General features: G+C 62.9%; 13 protein-coding genes and 4 tRNA genes. 6 read left to right on the top strand and 11 right to left on the bottom strand.

Going from position 1 to position 17,725, the window contains the following annotated elements; all coding sequences use genetic code 11:
* Nucleotides 1-6: 6 nt before the first annotated feature.
* From rseP to rpsB, 8 genes are all read right to left on the bottom strand, one after another.
* The gene (rseP, locus tag M2375_RS16180; protein WP_259168892.1) at nucleotides 7-1,368 is read right to left on the bottom strand and encodes an RIP metalloprotease RseP; all 1,362 of its coding nucleotides are present in this window, start codon (nucleotides 1,366-1,368) and stop codon (nucleotides 7-9) included.
* Between the two features lie 55 nt (nucleotides 1,369-1,423).
* Nucleotides 1,424-2,602 carry a 1-deoxy-D-xylulose-5-phosphate reductoisomerase gene (gene ispC, locus M2375_RS16175; protein ID WP_259168891.1) on the bottom strand — a complete coding sequence of 393 codons (1,179 nt, stop codon included), beginning with the start codon at nucleotides 2,600-2,602 and terminating at the stop codon, nucleotides 1,424-1,426.
* An 8-nt stretch (nucleotides 2,603-2,610) separates the two neighbouring features.
* A complete protein-coding gene (locus tag M2375_RS16170; RefSeq protein ID WP_259168890.1) occupies nucleotides 2,611-3,465 on the bottom strand; it encodes a phosphatidate cytidylyltransferase in 855 nt (284 codons plus the stop codon).
* A gap of 62 nt (nucleotides 3,466-3,527) precedes the next feature.
* Entirely contained in the window at nucleotides 3,528-4,241 is a 714-nt protein-coding gene (gene uppS, locus M2375_RS16165; protein WP_259168889.1) for a polyprenyl diphosphate synthase, read from the bottom strand.
* Nucleotides 4,242-4,270: 29 nt separating this feature from the next.
* Nucleotides 4,271-4,831 (bottom strand): ribosome recycling factor, encoded by a 561-nt coding sequence (frr, locus tag M2375_RS16160; protein WP_259168888.1) that lies wholly within the window; start codon nucleotides 4,829-4,831, stop codon nucleotides 4,271-4,273.
* A 51-nt stretch (nucleotides 4,832-4,882) separates the two neighbouring features.
* A complete protein-coding gene (pyrH, locus tag M2375_RS16155; protein WP_259168887.1) occupies nucleotides 4,883-5,602 on the bottom strand; it encodes a UMP kinase in 720 nt (239 codons plus the stop codon).
* An 81-nt stretch (nucleotides 5,603-5,683) separates the two neighbouring features.
* Entirely contained in the window at nucleotides 5,684-6,574 is an 891-nt protein-coding gene (gene tsf / locus M2375_RS16150; RefSeq protein ID WP_259168885.1) for a translation elongation factor Ts, read from the bottom strand.
* 113 nt (nucleotides 6,575-6,687) lie between these two features.
* A complete protein-coding gene (gene rpsB, locus M2375_RS16145; RefSeq protein WP_259168884.1) occupies nucleotides 6,688-7,440 on the bottom strand; it encodes a 30S ribosomal protein S2 in 753 nt (250 codons plus the stop codon).
* Between the two features lie 351 nt (nucleotides 7,441-7,791).
* On the opposite strand from rpsB, the gene M2375_RS16140 reads away from it, so the two are divergent.
* Both M2375_RS16140 and M2375_RS16135 read left to right on the top strand, forming a co-directional pair.
* Complete coding sequence (locus M2375_RS16140) at nucleotides 7,792-9,048, top strand: FAD-binding oxidoreductase (protein WP_259168881.1); 1,257 nt, start codon at nucleotides 7,792-7,794, stop codon at nucleotides 9,046-9,048.
* A gap of 21 nt (nucleotides 9,049-9,069) precedes the next feature.
* Nucleotides 9,070-10,650, top strand: a complete 1,581-nt coding sequence (locus M2375_RS16135) for an NAD(P)H-hydrate dehydratase (protein WP_259168880.1) — start codon at nucleotides 9,070-9,072, stop codon at nucleotides 10,648-10,650.
* 13 nt (nucleotides 10,651-10,663) lie between these two features.
* Here M2375_RS16135 and M2375_RS16130 read toward each other — a convergent pair whose 3' ends face one another.
* Nucleotides 10,664-11,422, bottom strand: a complete 759-nt coding sequence (locus M2375_RS16130; protein WP_259168879.1) for an SDR family oxidoreductase — start codon at nucleotides 11,420-11,422, stop codon at nucleotides 10,664-10,666.
* Nucleotides 11,423-11,500: 78 nt separating this feature from the next.
* On the bottom strand, nucleotides 11,501-13,810 hold the full coding sequence (gene rnr, locus M2375_RS16125) for a ribonuclease R (RefSeq protein ID WP_259168878.1): 2,310 nt from the start codon (nucleotides 13,808-13,810) through the stop codon (nucleotides 11,501-11,503).
* Nucleotides 13,811-13,829: 19 nt separating this feature from the next.
* Here rnr and M2375_RS16120 point away from each other — a divergent pair.
* The 4 genes from M2375_RS16120 to M2375_RS16105 all read left to right on the top strand — a co-directional run bounded on the left by M2375_RS16120 (nucleotide 13,830) and on the right by M2375_RS16105 (nucleotide 14,726).
* Nucleotides 13,830-13,914, top strand: a tRNA-Leu gene (locus M2375_RS16120).
* Nucleotides 13,915-14,029: 115 nt separating this feature from the next.
* Nucleotides 14,030-14,114: transfer RNA gene (locus M2375_RS16115), tRNA-Leu, on the top strand.
* Nucleotides 14,115-14,386: 272 nt separating this feature from the next.
* Nucleotides 14,387-14,471 (top strand) — tRNA-Leu (locus tag M2375_RS16110).
* Nucleotides 14,472-14,641: 170 nt separating this feature from the next.
* Nucleotides 14,642-14,726, top strand: a tRNA-Leu gene (locus tag M2375_RS16105).
* A 155-nt stretch (nucleotides 14,727-14,881) separates the two neighbouring features.
* Here M2375_RS16105 and M2375_RS16100 read toward each other — a convergent pair.
* Nucleotides 14,882-17,674: a DUF349 domain-containing protein gene (locus M2375_RS16100; RefSeq protein ID WP_259168877.1), complete on the bottom strand. Its 2,793-nt coding sequence runs from the start codon at nucleotides 17,672-17,674 to the stop codon at nucleotides 14,882-14,884.
* Between the last annotated feature and the right edge of the window lie 51 nt (nucleotides 17,675-17,725).

Here is a 17,725-nt window from a genome sequence, read left to right as displayed (position 1 = left end):
AGAAAGTCAGCCCAAGAGCCGAGACAAATCGTTAAAGAACGCAATGCACATCATGAGCAGCAAAACGGCTATACCGCCTTTTTGCAAGCGCTCCATCCATTGCAGGGTGGGTGGCTTGCCGGTGACAGCCTCCCAAAGATAATACATCAGGTGGCCACCATCGAGCACCGGCAGCGGCAGCAGATTGAGCACGCCCAAGCTCACGCTGATGAGCGCCAGGAAGGCCAGGTACTGGGTCAGTCCGATTTCAGCAGATTTGCCTGCGTATTCGGCAATCGTCAGCGGCCCGCTGATGTTCTGCAACGAGGCCTGGCCGATCACCATCTTGGCCATCATCTTGACGGTGAGTGCCGAGACTTCCCAGGTTTTCTGTGCGCCCTTGGCCAGGCCTTCCCACAGGCCATAGCGCACATCCACCATGGCCGGTGGCGCGCCAATATAAGCGCCCAGGCGCCCAATCTTGCTGCCCCCGTCTTCGCTTTGCGCCAGCTGTACGGGCACATGCAGTTGCGCGCCATTGCGCGAAACCAGCCAGTCCTGCACGGCAGGCACTGCTTGCTGGCCCGAGGCACGAATCATGCGGCGCAGCTCGCCACCATCGCCTACGCGCGCGCCGTCGATCGACAGCACTTTGTCGCCCTTGCGCAGGGCCGATTGCGCAGCGGCGCTGCCGGCCTCAAAATCGCCCAGCACCGCATCGGTCCAGGGGTGGGTCAGACCAATTTTTTCGAGCAACTTGGCATCCGCTTCGCGCGCATCGATGCTGGACAAAGGCAGCCGGTAGCTGCGCTCTGCCGCACCAGCACCCGGGCGGGCGCTCAGTGCCACATCCTTGCCGCTCAGTGCCGCTTGCGCCACAAACCAGCGCAGGTCATCCAGCGAACGCACGGCTTCGGGCTCCGCATCGGGGAAACCCATAGACACAATTTCTTCACCACCTTGCATACCCGCTTGGGCCAGCAGGCTGGCGGCAGGTGGCGTGCCCACAATGGCAGCGGGCTCGCGCACACCCACCCAGTTCACGCAGGCATACAAGAGCACAGCCAGCAACAGGTTGGCAAGCGGGCCTGCGGCCACAATGGCAGCACGCGCACGCAGCGGCTGCACATTGAAGGCCAGGTGGCGCTCCTCGGCAGCGACCGGCGCCTCACGCTCATCGAGCATGCGCACATAGCCGCCCAGCGGGATGGCGCTGATGACAAATTCAGTGTCTGCGCCCTTCTTCTTCCAGCGCAGCAAGGGGCGGCCAAAGCCCAGCGAAAAACGCAGTACTTTCACGCCACAGGCCACCGCCACGCGGTAGTGGCCATATTCGTGCACGGCGATCAAGATGGCCAGCGCAACGACGAATGCGACAACGGTCAACATTGCTCAAGTCCTTGCTATCAAAAACGCGATTCTACTGAGGCGGGCAATAGCCCTCTCAAACCGCCAGCTCCGAGATACAGGTTTCGGCGTAGGCGCGCACTTCCACATCGAGCGCCAGCAGCGCATCAATGCTGTCCGGCGCCTGGGGCTGCACCCCTTCCAGCGCCTGCGCATTGACCTGGTAGATCTGGTCAAAGCGCATGCGGCCATCGAGGAAAGCGGCCACGGCCACCTCGTTGGCGGCATTGAGCACGGTGGTCGTACCCTGCGGGGCGCGCAAGGCCTGCCAAGACAGGTGCAGCCCCGGAAACCGGTGGGCATCGGCCTCTTCAAAGGTCAATGCCGCCAGCTTGACGAAATCGAGCGGTGCCGCGCCACTGGCCACCCGCTTGGGCCAGGCCAGGCCGCAAGCAATGGGCACGCGCATGTCGGGCGTGCCCAGCTGGGCCAGTACCGAGGCATCGCAAAACTGCACCATGGAGTGCACAATCTGCTGCGGATGGATGACCACCTTGATCTGCTCGGGCTGCAGATTGAACAGCCAACGCGCCTCAATGACTTCAAGCGCCTTGTTCATCATCGTGGCCGAATCGATGGATATCTTGCGGCCCATCGCAAAGTTGGGGTGGTTGCCCGCCTGCTGCGGCGTTACATCGCGCAAAGTGGCGGGATCACGGGTGCGAAACGGGCCACCCGATGCGGTCAGGATGATGTGGTCCACCCGCGCAGGCCAGACCGCCGGGTCTTCCGGCAGGCACTGAAAGATGGCCGAATGCTCGCTGTCGATCGGCAGCAAGGTCGCGCCACCATCGGTGACGGCATCCATGAAGAGCTGGCCGCCGACCACCAAAGCCTCTTTGTTGGCCAGCATCAAACGCTTGCCCGCCTTGGCCGCCGCCACCGCAGGGCGCAGGCCAGCCGCACCCACAATGGCCGCCATCACCGCATGCACATCGCTGTGGGAGGCCACCATCTCCAGCGCCGCTTCGCCCTCCAGCACCTCGACCCGGCTGCCCGCCTGTTGCAGGCCTTCGCGCAAGGCACGCGCGGCCGTGGCACTGGTCATCACCGCATAGCGCGGCTGGAACTGCAGGCACTGCGCCAGCATCAGGTCGGCGCGCGAGTGCGCGCTCAAGGCGAACACCTGGTAGAGATCGGGGTGGCGCGCCACCACGTCCAGGGTATTGGTTCCAATCGAGCCCGTCGATCCGAGCACGGTAACTTGCATGGTCATCGCGAGTTTCACTTATCCAAAAATTGCAGCAGCATCAGCGCCAGCGGTACCGCTGGCAAGATGGCATCGATGCGGTCGAGCACGCCGCCGTGGCCAGGCAGCAGATGGCTGCTGTCCTTCATGCCGGCACTGCGCTTGACCAGTGACTCCACCAGGTCACCCGCCACGCTCATACCGGCCAGAAACACGCAGGCCAGCACCATCAGCCAAGGCGAGAAATCCCACAAGCGGCTATACAGACTGGGTACTTGCGCGCCGACATGGCGGTCCGCCCAGCTCCATACCAAAGCCATCAGCACAACACCCAGTGCACCGCCCCAAACGCCTTCCCAGCTTTTGCCAGGGCTGATCGCCGGAGCGAGCTTGCTCTTGGTAAACCGCAGGCCAAACTGGCGGCCTGCAAAATAGGCACCGATATCGGCCATCCAGACCAAGGCAAACACCGACAGCAGAAAATTCACCCCCATCCACTTGGCCTGGGCGATCGCCAGCCAGGCCACCCACAGCGCCAGCACACCCACCACCAGGCGCAGCGCGCGGGGGATAGGTGCCCAGCCAGGCACCCCGGCCTTGAGCAGATAGGCCGCGACCAGCACCCAGGCAGCACCCGCCACCAGCCACAGCTGCGGCAGTGCGGCCTGCGTCCAGCCCATGGCCCAGGCGGCGCCACACATCAGCAAGGCCAGCGCAGCCAGGCCATAGCTGGCCACAGCTTTCAAGCCGTTGAGACGCGCCCATTCCCAGGCAGCGGCCACCACAGCCAACAGCATCAGCGCGGCAAAGGGAACGGGGTTGCCAGCCACAATGGCCGGCACCAGAATCAACAGGAGAACGATGGCCGTGAGAATGCGTTGTTTGAGCAAATGGTTCTCCTGGAAAAAAAGAAGACTGGGGCCCGCCGAGGCAGGTACCAGTCATGTGCGCACTAAGCAGGGGATGGAGCCAGCTGCTCCGAGGTCTTGCCAAAGCGCCGCTCGCGCTGCTGGAACTCGGCAATCGCCGCATCCAGGGCCTGCTCATCAAAATCGGGCCACCACTTGTCGCTGAAATACAGCTCCGAGTAGGCCGACTGCCAGAGCAGAAAATTGCTGATGCGCATCTCACCGCCGGTGCGAATCAGCAGGTCCGGGTCCGGCACATGGGCCAGCGCCATCGCCTGGTTCATGGCCATCTCGGTGATCGGCTGCTGGGCCGCCACCAGCTTGGCTGCCGCCTGGGCAATATCCCAGCGGCCGCCATAGTTGAAGCAGACATTGAGCACCATGCGCTCATTGTGTGCCGTGGCTGCCTCTGCTTGCGCAAGGCCGGCCTGCACCTTGGCCGACAAAGACGCCCGGTCGCCCACAAAGAACAAACGAATGCCATCGCGCGCCAGCGAGGGCACTTCCTTGGCCAGGGCGCCTGCCAGCAGATTCATCAGGCCATCGACTTCGTCGGTGGGCCGGTTCCAGTTCTCGGAAGAAAAGGCAAACACGGTCAGCACCTTGACGCCCCGCTCCGCGCAGGCCTTGGCACAGCGGCGCAGCGCATCAACGCCTTGCTTGTGGCCAGCCAGGCGCGGCAAGAACCGGCGCTTGGCCCAGCGGCCATTGCCATCCATCACGATGGCGATGTGGTGGGGTATTACAGCTGCAGTCATGCGAGAGAAAACAGATCCATCGAGGCGGATCAAACCGCCATGATGTCTTTTTCTTTCTCGACCACCAGTTGGTCGATCAACTGGATGTGCTTGTCGGTGACCTTCTGCACATCGGCTTCCGAGCGCTTTTGGTCGTCCTCGGATGCTTCCTTGTCCTTGACCAGCTTCTTGACGCCTTCATTGGCATCGCGGCGCAGGTTGCGGATGGCGATTTTGGCGTTTTCGCCTTCGGCCTTGACCAGCTTGGTCATTTCCTTGCGGCGCTCTTCGCTCATCGGCGGCATGGGCACACGGATCAGATCGCCCATAGAGGCCGGGTTCAGACCCAGGTCGCTTTCGCGAATGGCCTTTTCCACCTTGGCAGACAGGCCTTTTTCCCAGGGTGTCACGCTGATGGTGCGGCTGTCGACCAAGGCCACGTTGGCCACTTGGGACAAAGGCACCATCGAGCCATAGTAGTCCACCTGAATGCTATCGAGCAGCGCGGGGTTGGCGCGGCCGGTGCGGATCTTGGTCAGGTTGTTTTTGAAGGCGGCAATCGATTGGTCCATCTTGCCTTCGAGATTCTTCTTGATTTCTGCGACTGTCATTATCAACTCCTAACTACCTTATTTGTGCACTTGGCGCTCACCAGTCAGCCCTCAGGCGTAGACCAGCGTACCTTCTTCTTCGCCCATCACTACACGCTTGAGCGCGCCACTCTTGATGATGGAGAATACACGGATAGGCAGCTTCTGATCCCGGCACAACGCAAAGGCTGTGGCATCCATGATGCCCAGATTGCGGCTCATCGCCTCATCAAAACTCAGCTTGGTGTAGAGCGTGGCAGTGGGATCCTTCATCGGATCGGCCGTGTACACACCATCGACCTTGGTGGCCTTGAGCACCAATTCTGCGCCAATTTCAGCACCACGCAGTGCTGCTGCGGTATCGGTGGTGAAGAAGGGGTTGCCCGTACCTGCAGCAAACACCACCACCTTGCCCTCTTCGAGGTACTGCAGCGCCTTGGGACGCACATAGGGCTCGACCACCTGCTCAATGGCAATGGCCGACATCACGCGGGCCGTCAGGCCTTGCTTGTCCATCGCATCGGCCAGAGCCAGTGCATTCATCACCGTGGCCAGCATGCCCATGTAATCCGCCGTCGCACGGTCCATACCGACCGAGCCGCCAGCCACACCGCGGAAAATATTGCCACCACCAATCACCACGGCCACCTGCACACCCAGGCGGGTGACCTCGGCAATCTCCTCCACCATACGCACAATGGTTGCGCGGTTGATACCGAAGGCATCATCCCCCATCAGAGCTTCACCGGAGAGTTTGAGAAGAATGCGCTTGTGGGCAGGGCTGTTGGACATGGTGAAAAGCTCCAGGTGTGTGGGGATGGGTGAAAAAACGATAGGTGAAACAAAGGGGCCGTAGCCCCTTTGTCAGGATGATTACTGGCCCTTGGCGGCCGCAACCTGCGCGGCGACCTCGGCAGCGAAGTCATCCACCTTCTTCTCAATGCCCTCACCCACCACGTAGAGCGTGAAGCTCTTGATCGTGGTGTTGGCGGCCTTGAGCATCTGCTCAACGGTCTGCTTGCCGTCCGCAGCCTTCACGAAGATCTGGTTGAACAGCGAGACTTCCTTGAGGAACTTCTGCACCGAGCCTTCAACCATCTTGGCAGCGATGTCCGCTGGCTTGCCCGACTCTTCAGCCTTGGCAGCCGCCACAGCGCGCTCTTTTTCGATCAGCTCTGCAGGCACATCGGCGCTGGTCAGTGCCACTGGCTTCATCGCAGCCACGTGCATGGCCACATCCTTGGCAGCCTGGGCGTCGCCTTCGAACTCGACCATCACACCAATGCGGGTGCCGTGCAGGTACAGCGCCAGGCTGGTGCCTTCAAAGCGCTTGAAGCGGCGGAAAGACATGTTCTCGCCGATCTTGCCGATCAGGCCCTTGCGCACATCTTCCAAAGTTGGGCCAAAGCCGTCTTGTTCGTAGGCCAGCGCACCCAGCGCAGCCACATCGGCAGGGTTCTTCTCGGAAACCAGCTTGGCAGCCGCATTGGCCAAAGCCAGGAAGCTGTCGTTCTTGGAGACGAAGTCGGTTTCGCTGTTGACTTCGATGATGGCGCCGTTGTTGCCTTCGACGAAAGCGGAGATCACGCCTTCAGCAGCAATACGCGATGCTGCCTTGCCGGCCTTGGTGCCCAGCTTGACGCGCAGCAGCTCTTCCGCCTTGGCCATGTCGCCATCAGCCTCGGTCAGGGCCTTCTTGCATTCCATCATTGGCGCATCGGTCTTTGCGCGCAGTTCTGCCACCATGCTTGCGGTAATTGCCATTTTTCTCTCCGTATTCAGTTCAATTAGGGGGTTTGTGGAAACGTAGGTTAAAAAAAACGGGGCTAATCTGGAGCCCCGCTTTTCATTCGCGGCCCAATGGGCAGCCCTGTGGATTAAGCAGCGGTGTTTTCCACTTCCACAAACTCGTCGCCTTCTTCGCCGGACACAGCCTTGACCACGTCGTTCACAGCGTTGGCACGGCCTTCCAGGATCGCGTCAGCGATACCGCGAGCATACAGCTCCACAGCCTTGGCCGAGTCATCGTTACCAGGGATCACGTAGTCAATACCTTCTGGGTTGTGGTTGGTGTCAACCACGCCGATCAGAGGAATGCCCAGCTTCTTGGCTTCAGCGATGGCAATCTTGTGGTAGCCCACGTCGATCACGAAAATGGCATCTGGCAGTGCGTTCATGTCTTGAATGCCGCCGATGTCCTTTTCCAGCTTTTCCAGCTCACGAGCAAACATCAGTTGCTCTTTCTTGCTCATGGCTTCCAGGCCGGCTTCTTGCTGAGCCTTCATGTCCTTCAGACGCTTGATCGAGGTCTTGACGGTCTTGAAGTTGGTCAGCATGCCGCCCAACCAGCGTTGGTCAACGTAAGGCACGCCAGCACGTTGTGCTTCGGCAGCCAGGGTCTCACGCGCTTGGCGCTTGGTGCCGACCATCAGCACGGTACCGCGGTTGGCGGTCAGTTGCTTGATGAACTTCTGTGCATCCTGGAACAGAGGCAGGCTCTTTTCCAGATTGATGATGTGAATCTTGTTGCGGCTACCAAAGATGTACTGGCCCATCTTGGGGTTCCAGAAACGGGTTTGGTGGCCAAAGTGGACGCCGGCTTCCAGCATCTCGCGCATCGTAACGGACATATATCTTCTCCGAAGGTTAGGTCTAAAATTCTGCCCAACTATCACGGCCGCCATGCTTTGAACGCTGGCAGCCGCAACACCTTAGGTAGGCAGGTTTGCGATTTTGTTTTTACCCAGCGCAGCAAGCTACACTCGGCAAAACCCTAGGATTCTAACATAGCTCCGGTCAGGCTGCGACAAACCCCATGCGGCCTTGTTTGACCATTGCTTGCCTTTTTTGGCAAGCAGTGGCGCCCGCAACCGCGGGGGCATAGAAAACCTGGGCACAATCTGGCACTCGAATGCACGGTTTTTGCAAACGCTTGCATACGCCGTGCCGTCCCTCCTCTGAACCGCCCCCCTTGTGTTGTTATGAAAATTGCGATCGTTGGTGCAGGCATTGCAGGTATTGCAACTGCATTTGAGCTGATGGAGGCCGGCAACGAGGTCCGTGTTTTTGAACAGCACCGCGCTGCCGGCGAAGAAGCCAGCTTTGCACCCTCCGGCCTGATGTGGCCCTGCGTCATCAACCCCTGGGGTGCCAGCGCCTTTAGCCAGTCCTTGCAGCTGGGCATGGCTCGCCCACCCTTCGCAGAGCTGCGCGCGCAAGGCGCCGTGCTCTCGGCCCCGCGCCGCTGGGCCCGCCGCCAGCAGGCCTTTGCAAAAAAGCAGCGCGACGCCGAAACCTTGCCTGCACTGCAAGCACTGGAGCTATTGGCGATGCAGCGCATGCAGCATGTCCAGGAGCTGCTGGACATCGGTGGCCAGTTCAGCCAGGGCCTGCTGCTGCCGCTGCGCAAGGAGCCCGGTGCCGCAGCGCTGTATGAACTCACCCGCCGCCTGTCGGCCGCGCATGTGGACTACCGGCGCTGCAACGAAGCGGAGGCCCGCGCCATCGAGCCCGGCTTGGCCACTGATATACAGATGGCCTGCGCCATTCACCTGCCCGAGGCCTGGTCTGGCAATGGACGCCTTTTCTCCCAAGGCCTGCTCCAGGCAATGCAGCCCCATGGCCTGCAATTGCACACGCAGCATGCCGTGCGCAGCATCCACAGCACAGGCAGCGGGGTGCGGCTGCAGCTGGCGGACAGCGAGCAGCACTTCGATGCCGCCGTGCTCTGCGCCGGCGGCGACACCAACCGCCTTCTGCGCCCGCTGGATGTGCAACTGCCCAGCGCCGCCATCTGCAGCTACAGCGCCAGCATCCAGATCAGTGAGGAATCGCTGGCGCCGCGCGGCTCGGTGATTGACCTGGAAAACAGCATGATCCTGACCCGCCAGGGGTCACGATTGCGCATCAGCGGCGGCGCAGAGCTGGGCTACCCCGAAAGCGCCGAGCGCATGGAAGAGGCCCGCCACCTGCTCACCAGCGTGCTGCTCGAATGGTTTCCCGGCTGCATCCAACCCAGCCAGTCCATCTTGCAGATGTGGCGTGGCACCCGCCTGACCGTGCCCGACGGCCTGCCCGTCGTGGGCCCATCGGGCATCCCGGGCATCTGGCTCAACACCGCCCATGGTGGCTATGGCTGGGGCTTGTCCATGGGCTGCGCCCACCACTTGCGCCAAAGCCTGATGGGCCACAGCCCCACCGTCGACCCCCAAGCCTTTGGCCTGCAGCGCCTGCGCTGACCCCTGCGCTACGATAGCGCCATGCACCCCGCCGCCGACCGCCCCTACCCTGCGCTGCTCAGCACCCAGCAGATACGGGCGCGCGAGCATGGCATGGCCAGCCAACTCCCCCGCTATACCTTGATGGCCCGTGCCGGCGAAGCCACGGCACGTTTGGCACTGGCCCTGGCACCCCACGCCCGGCAAATCTGGATTGCCTGCGGCGCGGGCAACAACGGCGGCGACGGCCTGGAAGCGGCCATCCACCTGCGGGCTGCCGGCAAGGCTGTGCACCTGTCGCTGGCGACGGGCGCGGGGCGCACGGGCCCAGCCGACGCTGCGCCAGCCGACGCTGCGCAAGCGCTGCAACGCGCCCAGGCTGCAGGCCTGGTCTGCAGCAATGCGCCGCCGGCTGATTTCGACCTGGCCATCGACGCCCTCTGGGGTATCGGCTTGCGCACGGACACCGCCTCCATGCCTCAGGGCCCTGCCCTATCCTGGCTGCAACAGCTCTTGCACACCGAGCGCGATGTGCTGTGCATTGACACCCCTTCTGGCCTGAGCGCCGATACCGGCGCATGGGCAGACTGGCTGGCGGATGCGGTACCGCAAGCACCGCGCGGGCGGCGCTTCACCCTCAGCATGCTGGGGCTCAAGCCCGGCCTGTTCACGCTGCACGGCCGCGACTGGGCTGGCGAGGTCTGGCTGGCCCCGCTCGACGCACACAACCCGATCTGGCGCTGCGACCAGGCAGCTCCCCTGGATGGCACAGGGCTGGATGGAGGCCGCCTGGTCAGCCATGCGCAGGCACCGACGCTGGTGCACCACAGCCACAAGGGCCAATTTGGGGATGTCGGGGTGTTGGGGGGACAGGCATGGGGCGCAGAAGGCCAGGGCATGGAAGGCGCCGCCATCTTGGCGGCCAGCGCCGCCTTGCATGCCGGCGCAGGCCGCGTCATGCTCCACCTGCTGGGCAGCAGCACCCAGTCCGCGCGGCCGGCAGGCATCGCAGCAGACATCATGCTGCGCTCGCTGCCCGGGCTGCAGGCGCTGCGCGGCAGCCTGGTCTGCGGCTGCGGCGGGGGCAGTCTGGTGGCGGCAGCTCTGCCCCAGGCGCTGGCGCATGCGGGCAGCCTGGTGCTGGATGCCGATGCGCTCAATGCCATCGCCAGCAGCGCAGCGCTGCAACAAGCCTTGGTACAGCGTGCCAGCCTAGCCGGGCCCACGGTGCTCACGCCCCATCCGCTAGAGCTGGCCCGCCTGCTGGCCACGGATACCGCCACCCTCCAGCGCGACCGCATTGGCGCGGCACGGCAAGCCGCGCAGCAATGGCAGTGCCTGGTGGTGCTCAAAGGCAGCGGCACGGTGGTGGCCGCGCCCGACGGCCGCTACGCCATCAACCACAGCGGCAATGCACGCCTGTCTATAGGCGGCACCGGCGATGTGCTGGCCGGCTGCATCGGCGCGCACCTGGCCGCCTTGCCGCCAGGCGCTGCATGGGCCGATGCCTGGCAGCCCTTGCTCAACGCCGTCTGGCTGCACGGCCATGCCGCCGACACCTGGCCGCCGCAGCGGATGCTGACGGCCTCACGCCTGGCGCGCAGCCTGCAGCGCCCGGGCTAGCTTGCAGCGCGCCTCAGCCGCGCCCCACAAACGGCATCTTGGTCGCCATCACGGTGTGGAACAGCACATTGCACTCCAGCGGCAGATTGGCCATATAGAGCACCGACTGCCCCACCACATCCACATCCATCAGCGGCTCGGGCGCAATCTCACCATGTGCCTGCATGACGCCCTGGGTCATGCGCATCGCCAGCTCGGTGCCGGCATTGCCCACGTCGATCTGGCCCACGGCAATGTTGTGCTTGCGGCCATCGAGCGCGGCGGTCTTGGTCAGGCCCATCACCGCATGCTTGGTGGCGGTGTAGGCAATCGACATGGGCCGGGGCGCATGCGCCGAGATCGAACCGTTGTTGATGATGCGCCCGCCCATCGGTGACTGCTGGCGCATCACGCGGAAGGCTTGCTGCAAGCAATAGAACATGCCATTGAGATTGACATTGACCACATCCTGCCAGGTCTCGATCGGCAGCTCGTCAATCGGCACGGCTGGCGCGCCGCGCCCGGCGTTGTTGAACAGCATGTCCACCCGGCCAAAATGGGCCACTGCCGCATCGAACAGCGCCTTCACCGCGACCGGGTCGGCCACATCGGTGGGCACCACCAAAGCCTGGTTCGCATCTGCCGCCTGGCTGGCCACTTCCTGCAACGGCTGCGCACGGCGGCCGGCCAGCACCACAGACCAGCCATCCTTCATCAAGGCCAGCGCCGCTGCGCGACCTATGCCGGTGCCAGCACCCGTCACCACCGCAATCTTGCGCGTCTTCTCGGTCATTCGTACTCCTTGGGTCAACAAAAAAGCCAGGCCATCGCAGTGATGGCCTGGCTTTAATCATAGTCACACAATGCGCGTTTAACGGCGCTTGCGCGGGGTCTTCTGTCCCGGCTGTTTACTGGCCCCAGCGCTGCGGTCATTGCCGCGCGTTTTGCTGGCACCGTGCGGTGCACCCTTGGGCTTGCCACGCTTGAGGCTGGCGCGCTGGGCGTCATAGGCCTCATCCCGTCCGTCGCGCTGGCGACTGCCTGGCGACGTTGCCACCTTGGCAGCGCGGGCGGGCGAGGCCGGCGTTTTGGAACCATCCTCGCCATCGCGCACCAGACGGAAGTCGATCTTGCGCGCATCCAGATCAACCCGGCTGACCTGGATCTGCAAGCGCGTGCCAATCGTGTAGCGAATGCCGGTGCGCTCGCCGCGCAGCTCCTGGCGCATCTCGTCAAAGCGGAAGTAATCCCCGCCCAACTCGGTGATATGGATCAGGCCTTCCACATAGAGCTGGTCCAAGGTCACGAACAAGCCAAACGAGGTGACCGCCGAGACCATGCCGCCATACTCCTCGCCCAGGTGTTCGCGCATGTACTTGCACTTGAGCCAGGCCTCCACATCGCGGCTGGCTTCATCGGCGCGGCGCTCATTGGCACTGCAGTGCAGGCCGGCAGCCTCCCAGGCTTGCACTTCGCGCGAGACGCGCTGCACGCGCTCGGCTTGCAGTTTTTGCTTGGGCGCAGCCACGCGGCTGGCCAGGCGCTTGGCGAGCTTGGCCTCCGCCTCGCCCGGCGTGGGCAGCAGGGGCAATTGGTAGCGCTTGCCCGACAAGATGGCCTTGATCACCCGGTGCACCAGCAAATCCGGGTAACGGCGGATGGGGCTGGTGAAGTGGGTGTAGGCCTCGTAGCCCAAACCAAAGTGGCCGCTGTTGATCGGTGTGTAGATCGCCTGCTGCATGGAGCGCAGCAGCATGGTGTGGATCTGCTGGGCGTCGGGCCGGTCCTTGGTGGCCTGCGCAATCGCCTGGAACTCGGCGGGCTTGGGATCGTCGCTGATGGACATGCCCACACCCATGGCCTTCAAGTAGCCGCGCAAGATGTCTTGCTTCTCGGGCGTGGGGCCCTCGTGCACGCGGAAGAGCCCCGGCTGGCCGCCTTGCTGGATAAAGTCTGCCGCGCAGACGTTGGCCGCCAGCATGGCCTCTTCGATCAAGCGGTGCGCCTCGGTGCGGGTGCGCGGCACGATTTTCTCGATGCGGCCGTTTTCATCGCAGATGATCTGGGTTTCAGTGGTCTCAAAATCCACCGCGCCACGGCGGCCACGCGCCAGCAGCAAGGCCTTGTAGACATCGTGCAGGTTGAGCAGATCAGCCACGCGCTCCTTGCGCTTGATCGCCTCTTGCCCCCGGGTATTGGCCAAAATCGCCGCCACCTCGGTATAGGTAAAGCGCGCATGGCTGTGCATCACCGCCGGGTAGAACTGGTAGGCCTGCACCTCGCCATCGGCGGAGACCAGCATATCGGCCACCATGCACAGGCGTTCCACATTCGGGTTCAGCGAGCACAGGCCGTTGGAGAGCTTCTCGGGCAGCATCGGGATGACGCGGCGCGGAAAGTAGACGCTGGTGGCACGGTCATAGGCATCGACATCGATGGCATTGCCGTTTTGCACATAGTGGCTCACATCGGCAATCGCCACCAACAGGCGCCAGCCCTTGGTGCGGCCAATCTTGGTGGGCTCGCAGTACACGGCATCATCAAAGTCACGCGCATCTTCACCGTCGATGGTGACCAGCGGGATATCCGTCAGGTCAATCCGCCCCTTGCGGTCTGCCAGCCGCACTTTGTCGGGCAGCTTCTTGGCCAGGGCCAGACATTCTTCGGAGAACTCATGGGGCACGCCATATTTGCGCACCGCAATCTCGATCTCCATGCCGGCGTCGTCAATCTCGCCCAGCACCTCGATCACGCGACCCACGGGCTGGCCAAACAAAGCCGGCGGCTCGGTCAGCTCGACCACGACGACCTGGCCAGTCTTGGCAGCGCCGATGGCGCCATTGGGGATCAGTACATCCTGGCCGTAGCGCTTGTCCTCAGGCGCCACCAGCCAGACGCCGCTTTCCTGCAACAAGCGGCCGATGATGGGTTGCGCAGAGCGCTCGATGATTTCAACAATGCGGCCCTCGGGGCGGCCGCGGCGGTCGGTGCGCACGATGCGGGCTCGTACCCGATCGCGGTGCAGTACGGCGCGCATCTCATTGGCGGGGATGTAGATGTCACTTTCGTTGTCATCCCGGATCACAAAGCCGTGGCCTTCACGGTGGCCTTGGACTACACCTTCAATTTCTTCTGACAAATTATCTGCTCCTGTTTTGGAAGCCGTTTTTTTGATATACAATCTGATTCTTTCCTGAAATGCCCAGGTGGCGGAATTGGTAGACGCACTAGTTTCAGGTACTAGCGGGTAACTCCGTGGAGGTTCGAGTCCTCTCCTGGGCACCAAGTTTAACGACAAGTACAACTTGTTTTGTGAAAACGGTGAAAAATCAGTCTTTACTGACTGTTTCTACAGTGGTTTTTTAGGAAAGTCGATAAAGGGCACTGCCCTGCATCATCAGCCCAGGTGGCGGAATTGGTAGACGCACTAGTTTCAGGTACTAGCGAGTAACATCGTGGAGGTTCGAGTCCTCTCCTGGGCACCAGACATAAGCCGTTGCACTTTTTGTGCAGCGGCTTTTTCTTTGCCTGTAGCCCAACCGCCTTCCACCCTTACGGCATCCATCTCACTGCAGGGATGCTTTCCGGCGGCCCATGGCAAGACAAACGGCGGCGCACCAGGCAGCCACAGCGCCTTTGCGGAATGCATCCACCCGCACTGCCGTGCTGGATCCGCTGACAACAGGGCCGCACCAAAATTTTCCGCCATTTCAGATTTGGCGCAAAAAATCACCCCTATAATTGCGGCTTCCTGAAAGCCCAGATGGCGGAATTGGTAGACGCACTAGTTTCAGGTACTAGCGAGTAACATCGTGGAGGTTCGAGTCCTCTTCTGGGCACCAAACAGCAAAGGCTGCTGCACACCATGTGCAGCAGCCTTTTCGCTTTGCTGGCCACCAAAAGCTCGGCAGCACCCAGCAGGCCAGCGTTCATCGCTATCTTTTTTGAGAAAATTTTTGCGCTTTCCCCAAAACTGCGTCCAACCCACCCCTATAATTGCTCCATCCTGAAAGCCCAGGTGGCGGAATTGGTAGACGCACTAGTTTCAGGTACTAGCGGGTAACTCCGTGGAGGTTCGAGTCCTCTCCTGGGCACCAAACATCAAGCCATTGCACAACGTGCAATGGCTTTTTTGTTGTCTGCTCCAAACGCTTCCATCTCCGAAGCAATCCCTCAGCAGCACATTCGCAAACGGCATAAAAAAACGCCCTGCGCGATGAGCACAGGGCGTTCGATGCAACGATTGGGACGCTTACTTCTTGAGCAGCGCCTTCAAGGCGTTTTGCAGGCGGCGGGCAGATGCCTCGTCGCTGCCGGTGGCCAGCACCTTGGCCACGTCCTGCTGCCAGGTCTCTTGCGGCGATGGATCATTGCGGCGCGTCAGCAGCTGCAATTGCAGTGCACGGCGGGCAGTGATGTGCTCGGCAGGTGTCGGCACTTCGGCCGCCATCTCCAGGCGCAACATGGCTTCGCGGCCATCACCGGCGGCAGGCGCCGCAATGGCCTGGCCCCAGCTATTGCGCGCGCCACTGGCCAAGCGGCCCAGATCCTGGGCGTTGGGCAGCAGCTCGGCATTGCGCTGGCTCCAGGCATCCATCATCTGGGTCAATGCCTGGCCATGGGCCTGGCTAGCGAGCTTGCGCAAGGCAGCTTGGGCATGCTCCACCGCATCGCGCTGGGCGCGGAAGGCGGCATCGCCCAGGCGCGGGCCACGGTCTTCGCGCGGTGCACGGTCCATGCGGTCACCCCGGCCAAAGCGGTCGTCCGGACCCCGGCGCTCCTGGCCCCGGTCGGGACGCGGGCCCCGGCTGTCGCGGCCATCGCGGCTGTCACGGCGATCACCCGGCTTGCCACCACGGCCCGCAGGCGCTGCCGGCGCATCGCGGCGCATGCCGGGGCGGTCGTCGCCACTGCGCTGTGCAATAACGCGCTTGGCAACGGGCGCTGGCGCAGGTGCGGGGGCTGCAGCTTCTTCAGGCTGCGGCTCGGCGGCACCGTCTTGTGGCACTTCTGCCTCTGCGTCAACCTCTGTTTCAGCAGCAACGTCCAGGTCCGCAGCAGGGGCTGCAGTCTCTGGCTCAGCGCTGGCAACAGGTGCAGCTGCCGGCACTGGAGCTGGAGCAGGCTCTTGCTCCACAGGCGCTTGTTGGGCTTGCAGTGCTTGCTGCAAGCCATCCAAGGCGGCCTGGATCTTTGCGGCATCGCCACTGTGGTTGGCCGCTTCCAATGCCTTGGAGGCATCGAGCACGGCTTGGTCGCGGGCGCTCATGTGGTGCTGCACGCGCTCGCGCTGCTGCGTCTTGCGGGCAAAGGCTTCATCCAGGGGCTTGCGGAAGGCATCCCAAAGCTTTTGCTCATGGCGGCGATCCATCGGCACGCCTTGTGCCTCGGCCTGCCACAGGCGCTGCAGTTCGCGCACGGCATCAATGTTCAGGCTCGGCGCAGCGGCCAGCTCCACGGCCTGGGCAATCATCGCTTCGCGGCGTGCAATGCTGGCCTTTTGGGCGGCGTGCAAAGGCGCGGTGGCCGCATGGTGTGCGGCCTTCCAGGCATCTTGCAGCTCGGCATAGGCCTTTTCGCCCACATGGCCACTGGCGCGCCAGCGGTCGCCAAACTGGAACAGGTCGCGCTGCACGCGCTTCCAGTCGGTCGACGCCTGGTGCGCTTCCACCCAGGCCTTGAGCTCAGCGATCAGTGCCTCGCGCTCAGCGCGGTGCTTGGCACCCTCTTCGCGCACCTTGGACAGCCAGACCTCGACATGCTTGTAGGCAGCGTTGCAGGCTTCGTCAAATTTTTTCCACAGCGCATGGTTGGTGGGGCCGCTTTGGTCGGCCTTCTTCCAATCTTCGCGCAGCTGGCGCAGCGACTCTTGCAGCTTGCGGCCGCCCAGCTCCTGGCCTTCGGGCCGGGTCAGCAGGCCCTGGGCCTTGGCCAGCAGCTCCTCACGCACCTTGTCCGTGCTCCAGCGCTGCCAGCCTTCCAGCTCGCCAGCGGCAATCAGCGCGGTATTGACTTGCGACTCTAGCTCCTGGTCGATCTGCTTGCCGTGCTGCTTCAGAACAGCACGCAGCTGCTGCGCAGCGTTGGATGCGCCCTTGCCATGGCCTTCGGCCGTGTGGGCCTGCAAGGCTTTCAAGGCTTCTTGCACAGCCTGCTTGCCCCGCTTGGCTTCCTGCGGATCGACGGGAGGCTTGGCGGCTGCAGCGCGGGCGGCGGCTTGTTCCGCTTCGGTGGGCAGGCCACGTGCGGCGCGGATCTCATCGGCCCAGACCGGCACGGTAGGCAGCGGTGCTTGTGCATCTTCGGCCGCAGCCAAGGTCAGCTTGAGTGCGGATTGGAAAGCATCCCAGACCAGCAGCAGCTGCGACTTGGACGCATCCAGCATGGTGGGGTAACGCGCTTCCACACTGCCCCAGCTGGCATCGCCTTCGAGCACGGCTGCCTGGTCTTGCCAGTGCTGCACGTCGGTGGCCAGCGCCGCTTCTGCGCCTTGCGCATCTTTGTAGGATTTGGTGGACAGCACTTCGACGCGCTGGGCCAGCAGCACAGCGGCCTCGCGCTGCACCTGCACGCGGTGCTGCAGGTCTTCAATGGTTTTGACGCGCTCGGCCAGCTGAATCTTGAGTGCCGCCAGCGGCTCCTTGGACAGCGGCGCACCGGCCTTGGCCGCATCACGCTGCCAGGCCAGAGCATCGGCAATGTTCAGCTTGGAAGCGCCCAGCAGCTTGCCCGCCTTGTCGGCCCATTCGGCGGCAATGGCCTCCTGGCCTTTGGCGCGGCGCAGCTCTTCCAGGCGTTCGCGGATGGCCTTGGCAGCTCCCTTGTCACGGCCAGACAGCTCCTTGAACACTTCCTGGAGCTGCTCGGCGCCAGGGTTGGTCGCCAGCCATTCGCGCACTTTGGCCGCACGCTCACCCGAGGTGGCTGCCGAAAAAGCACCACCGGTGACACCATCGAGTGGATGGGGTGCAGCGGCCGCCTTGGCAGGTGCGGGGGTTGGCTCAGGAGTTTCGGGCGTCTTGTTGCGCGAGATAAAGGGGAACATGGAGTCAGTTCAGTCGTAAATACGGCCTGCATCGCAAAGCAACGCAGCCAT

It is taken from the genome of Comamonas sp. BIGb0152 (genome assembly GCF_024809975.1).
Taxonomy (GTDB): Bacteria; Pseudomonadota; Gammaproteobacteria; order Burkholderiales; family Burkholderiaceae_C; genus Comamonas.
The sequence above is the reverse complement of the archived record's forward strand: the minus strand, read 5'-3'. Positions and strand labels throughout refer to the sequence as shown.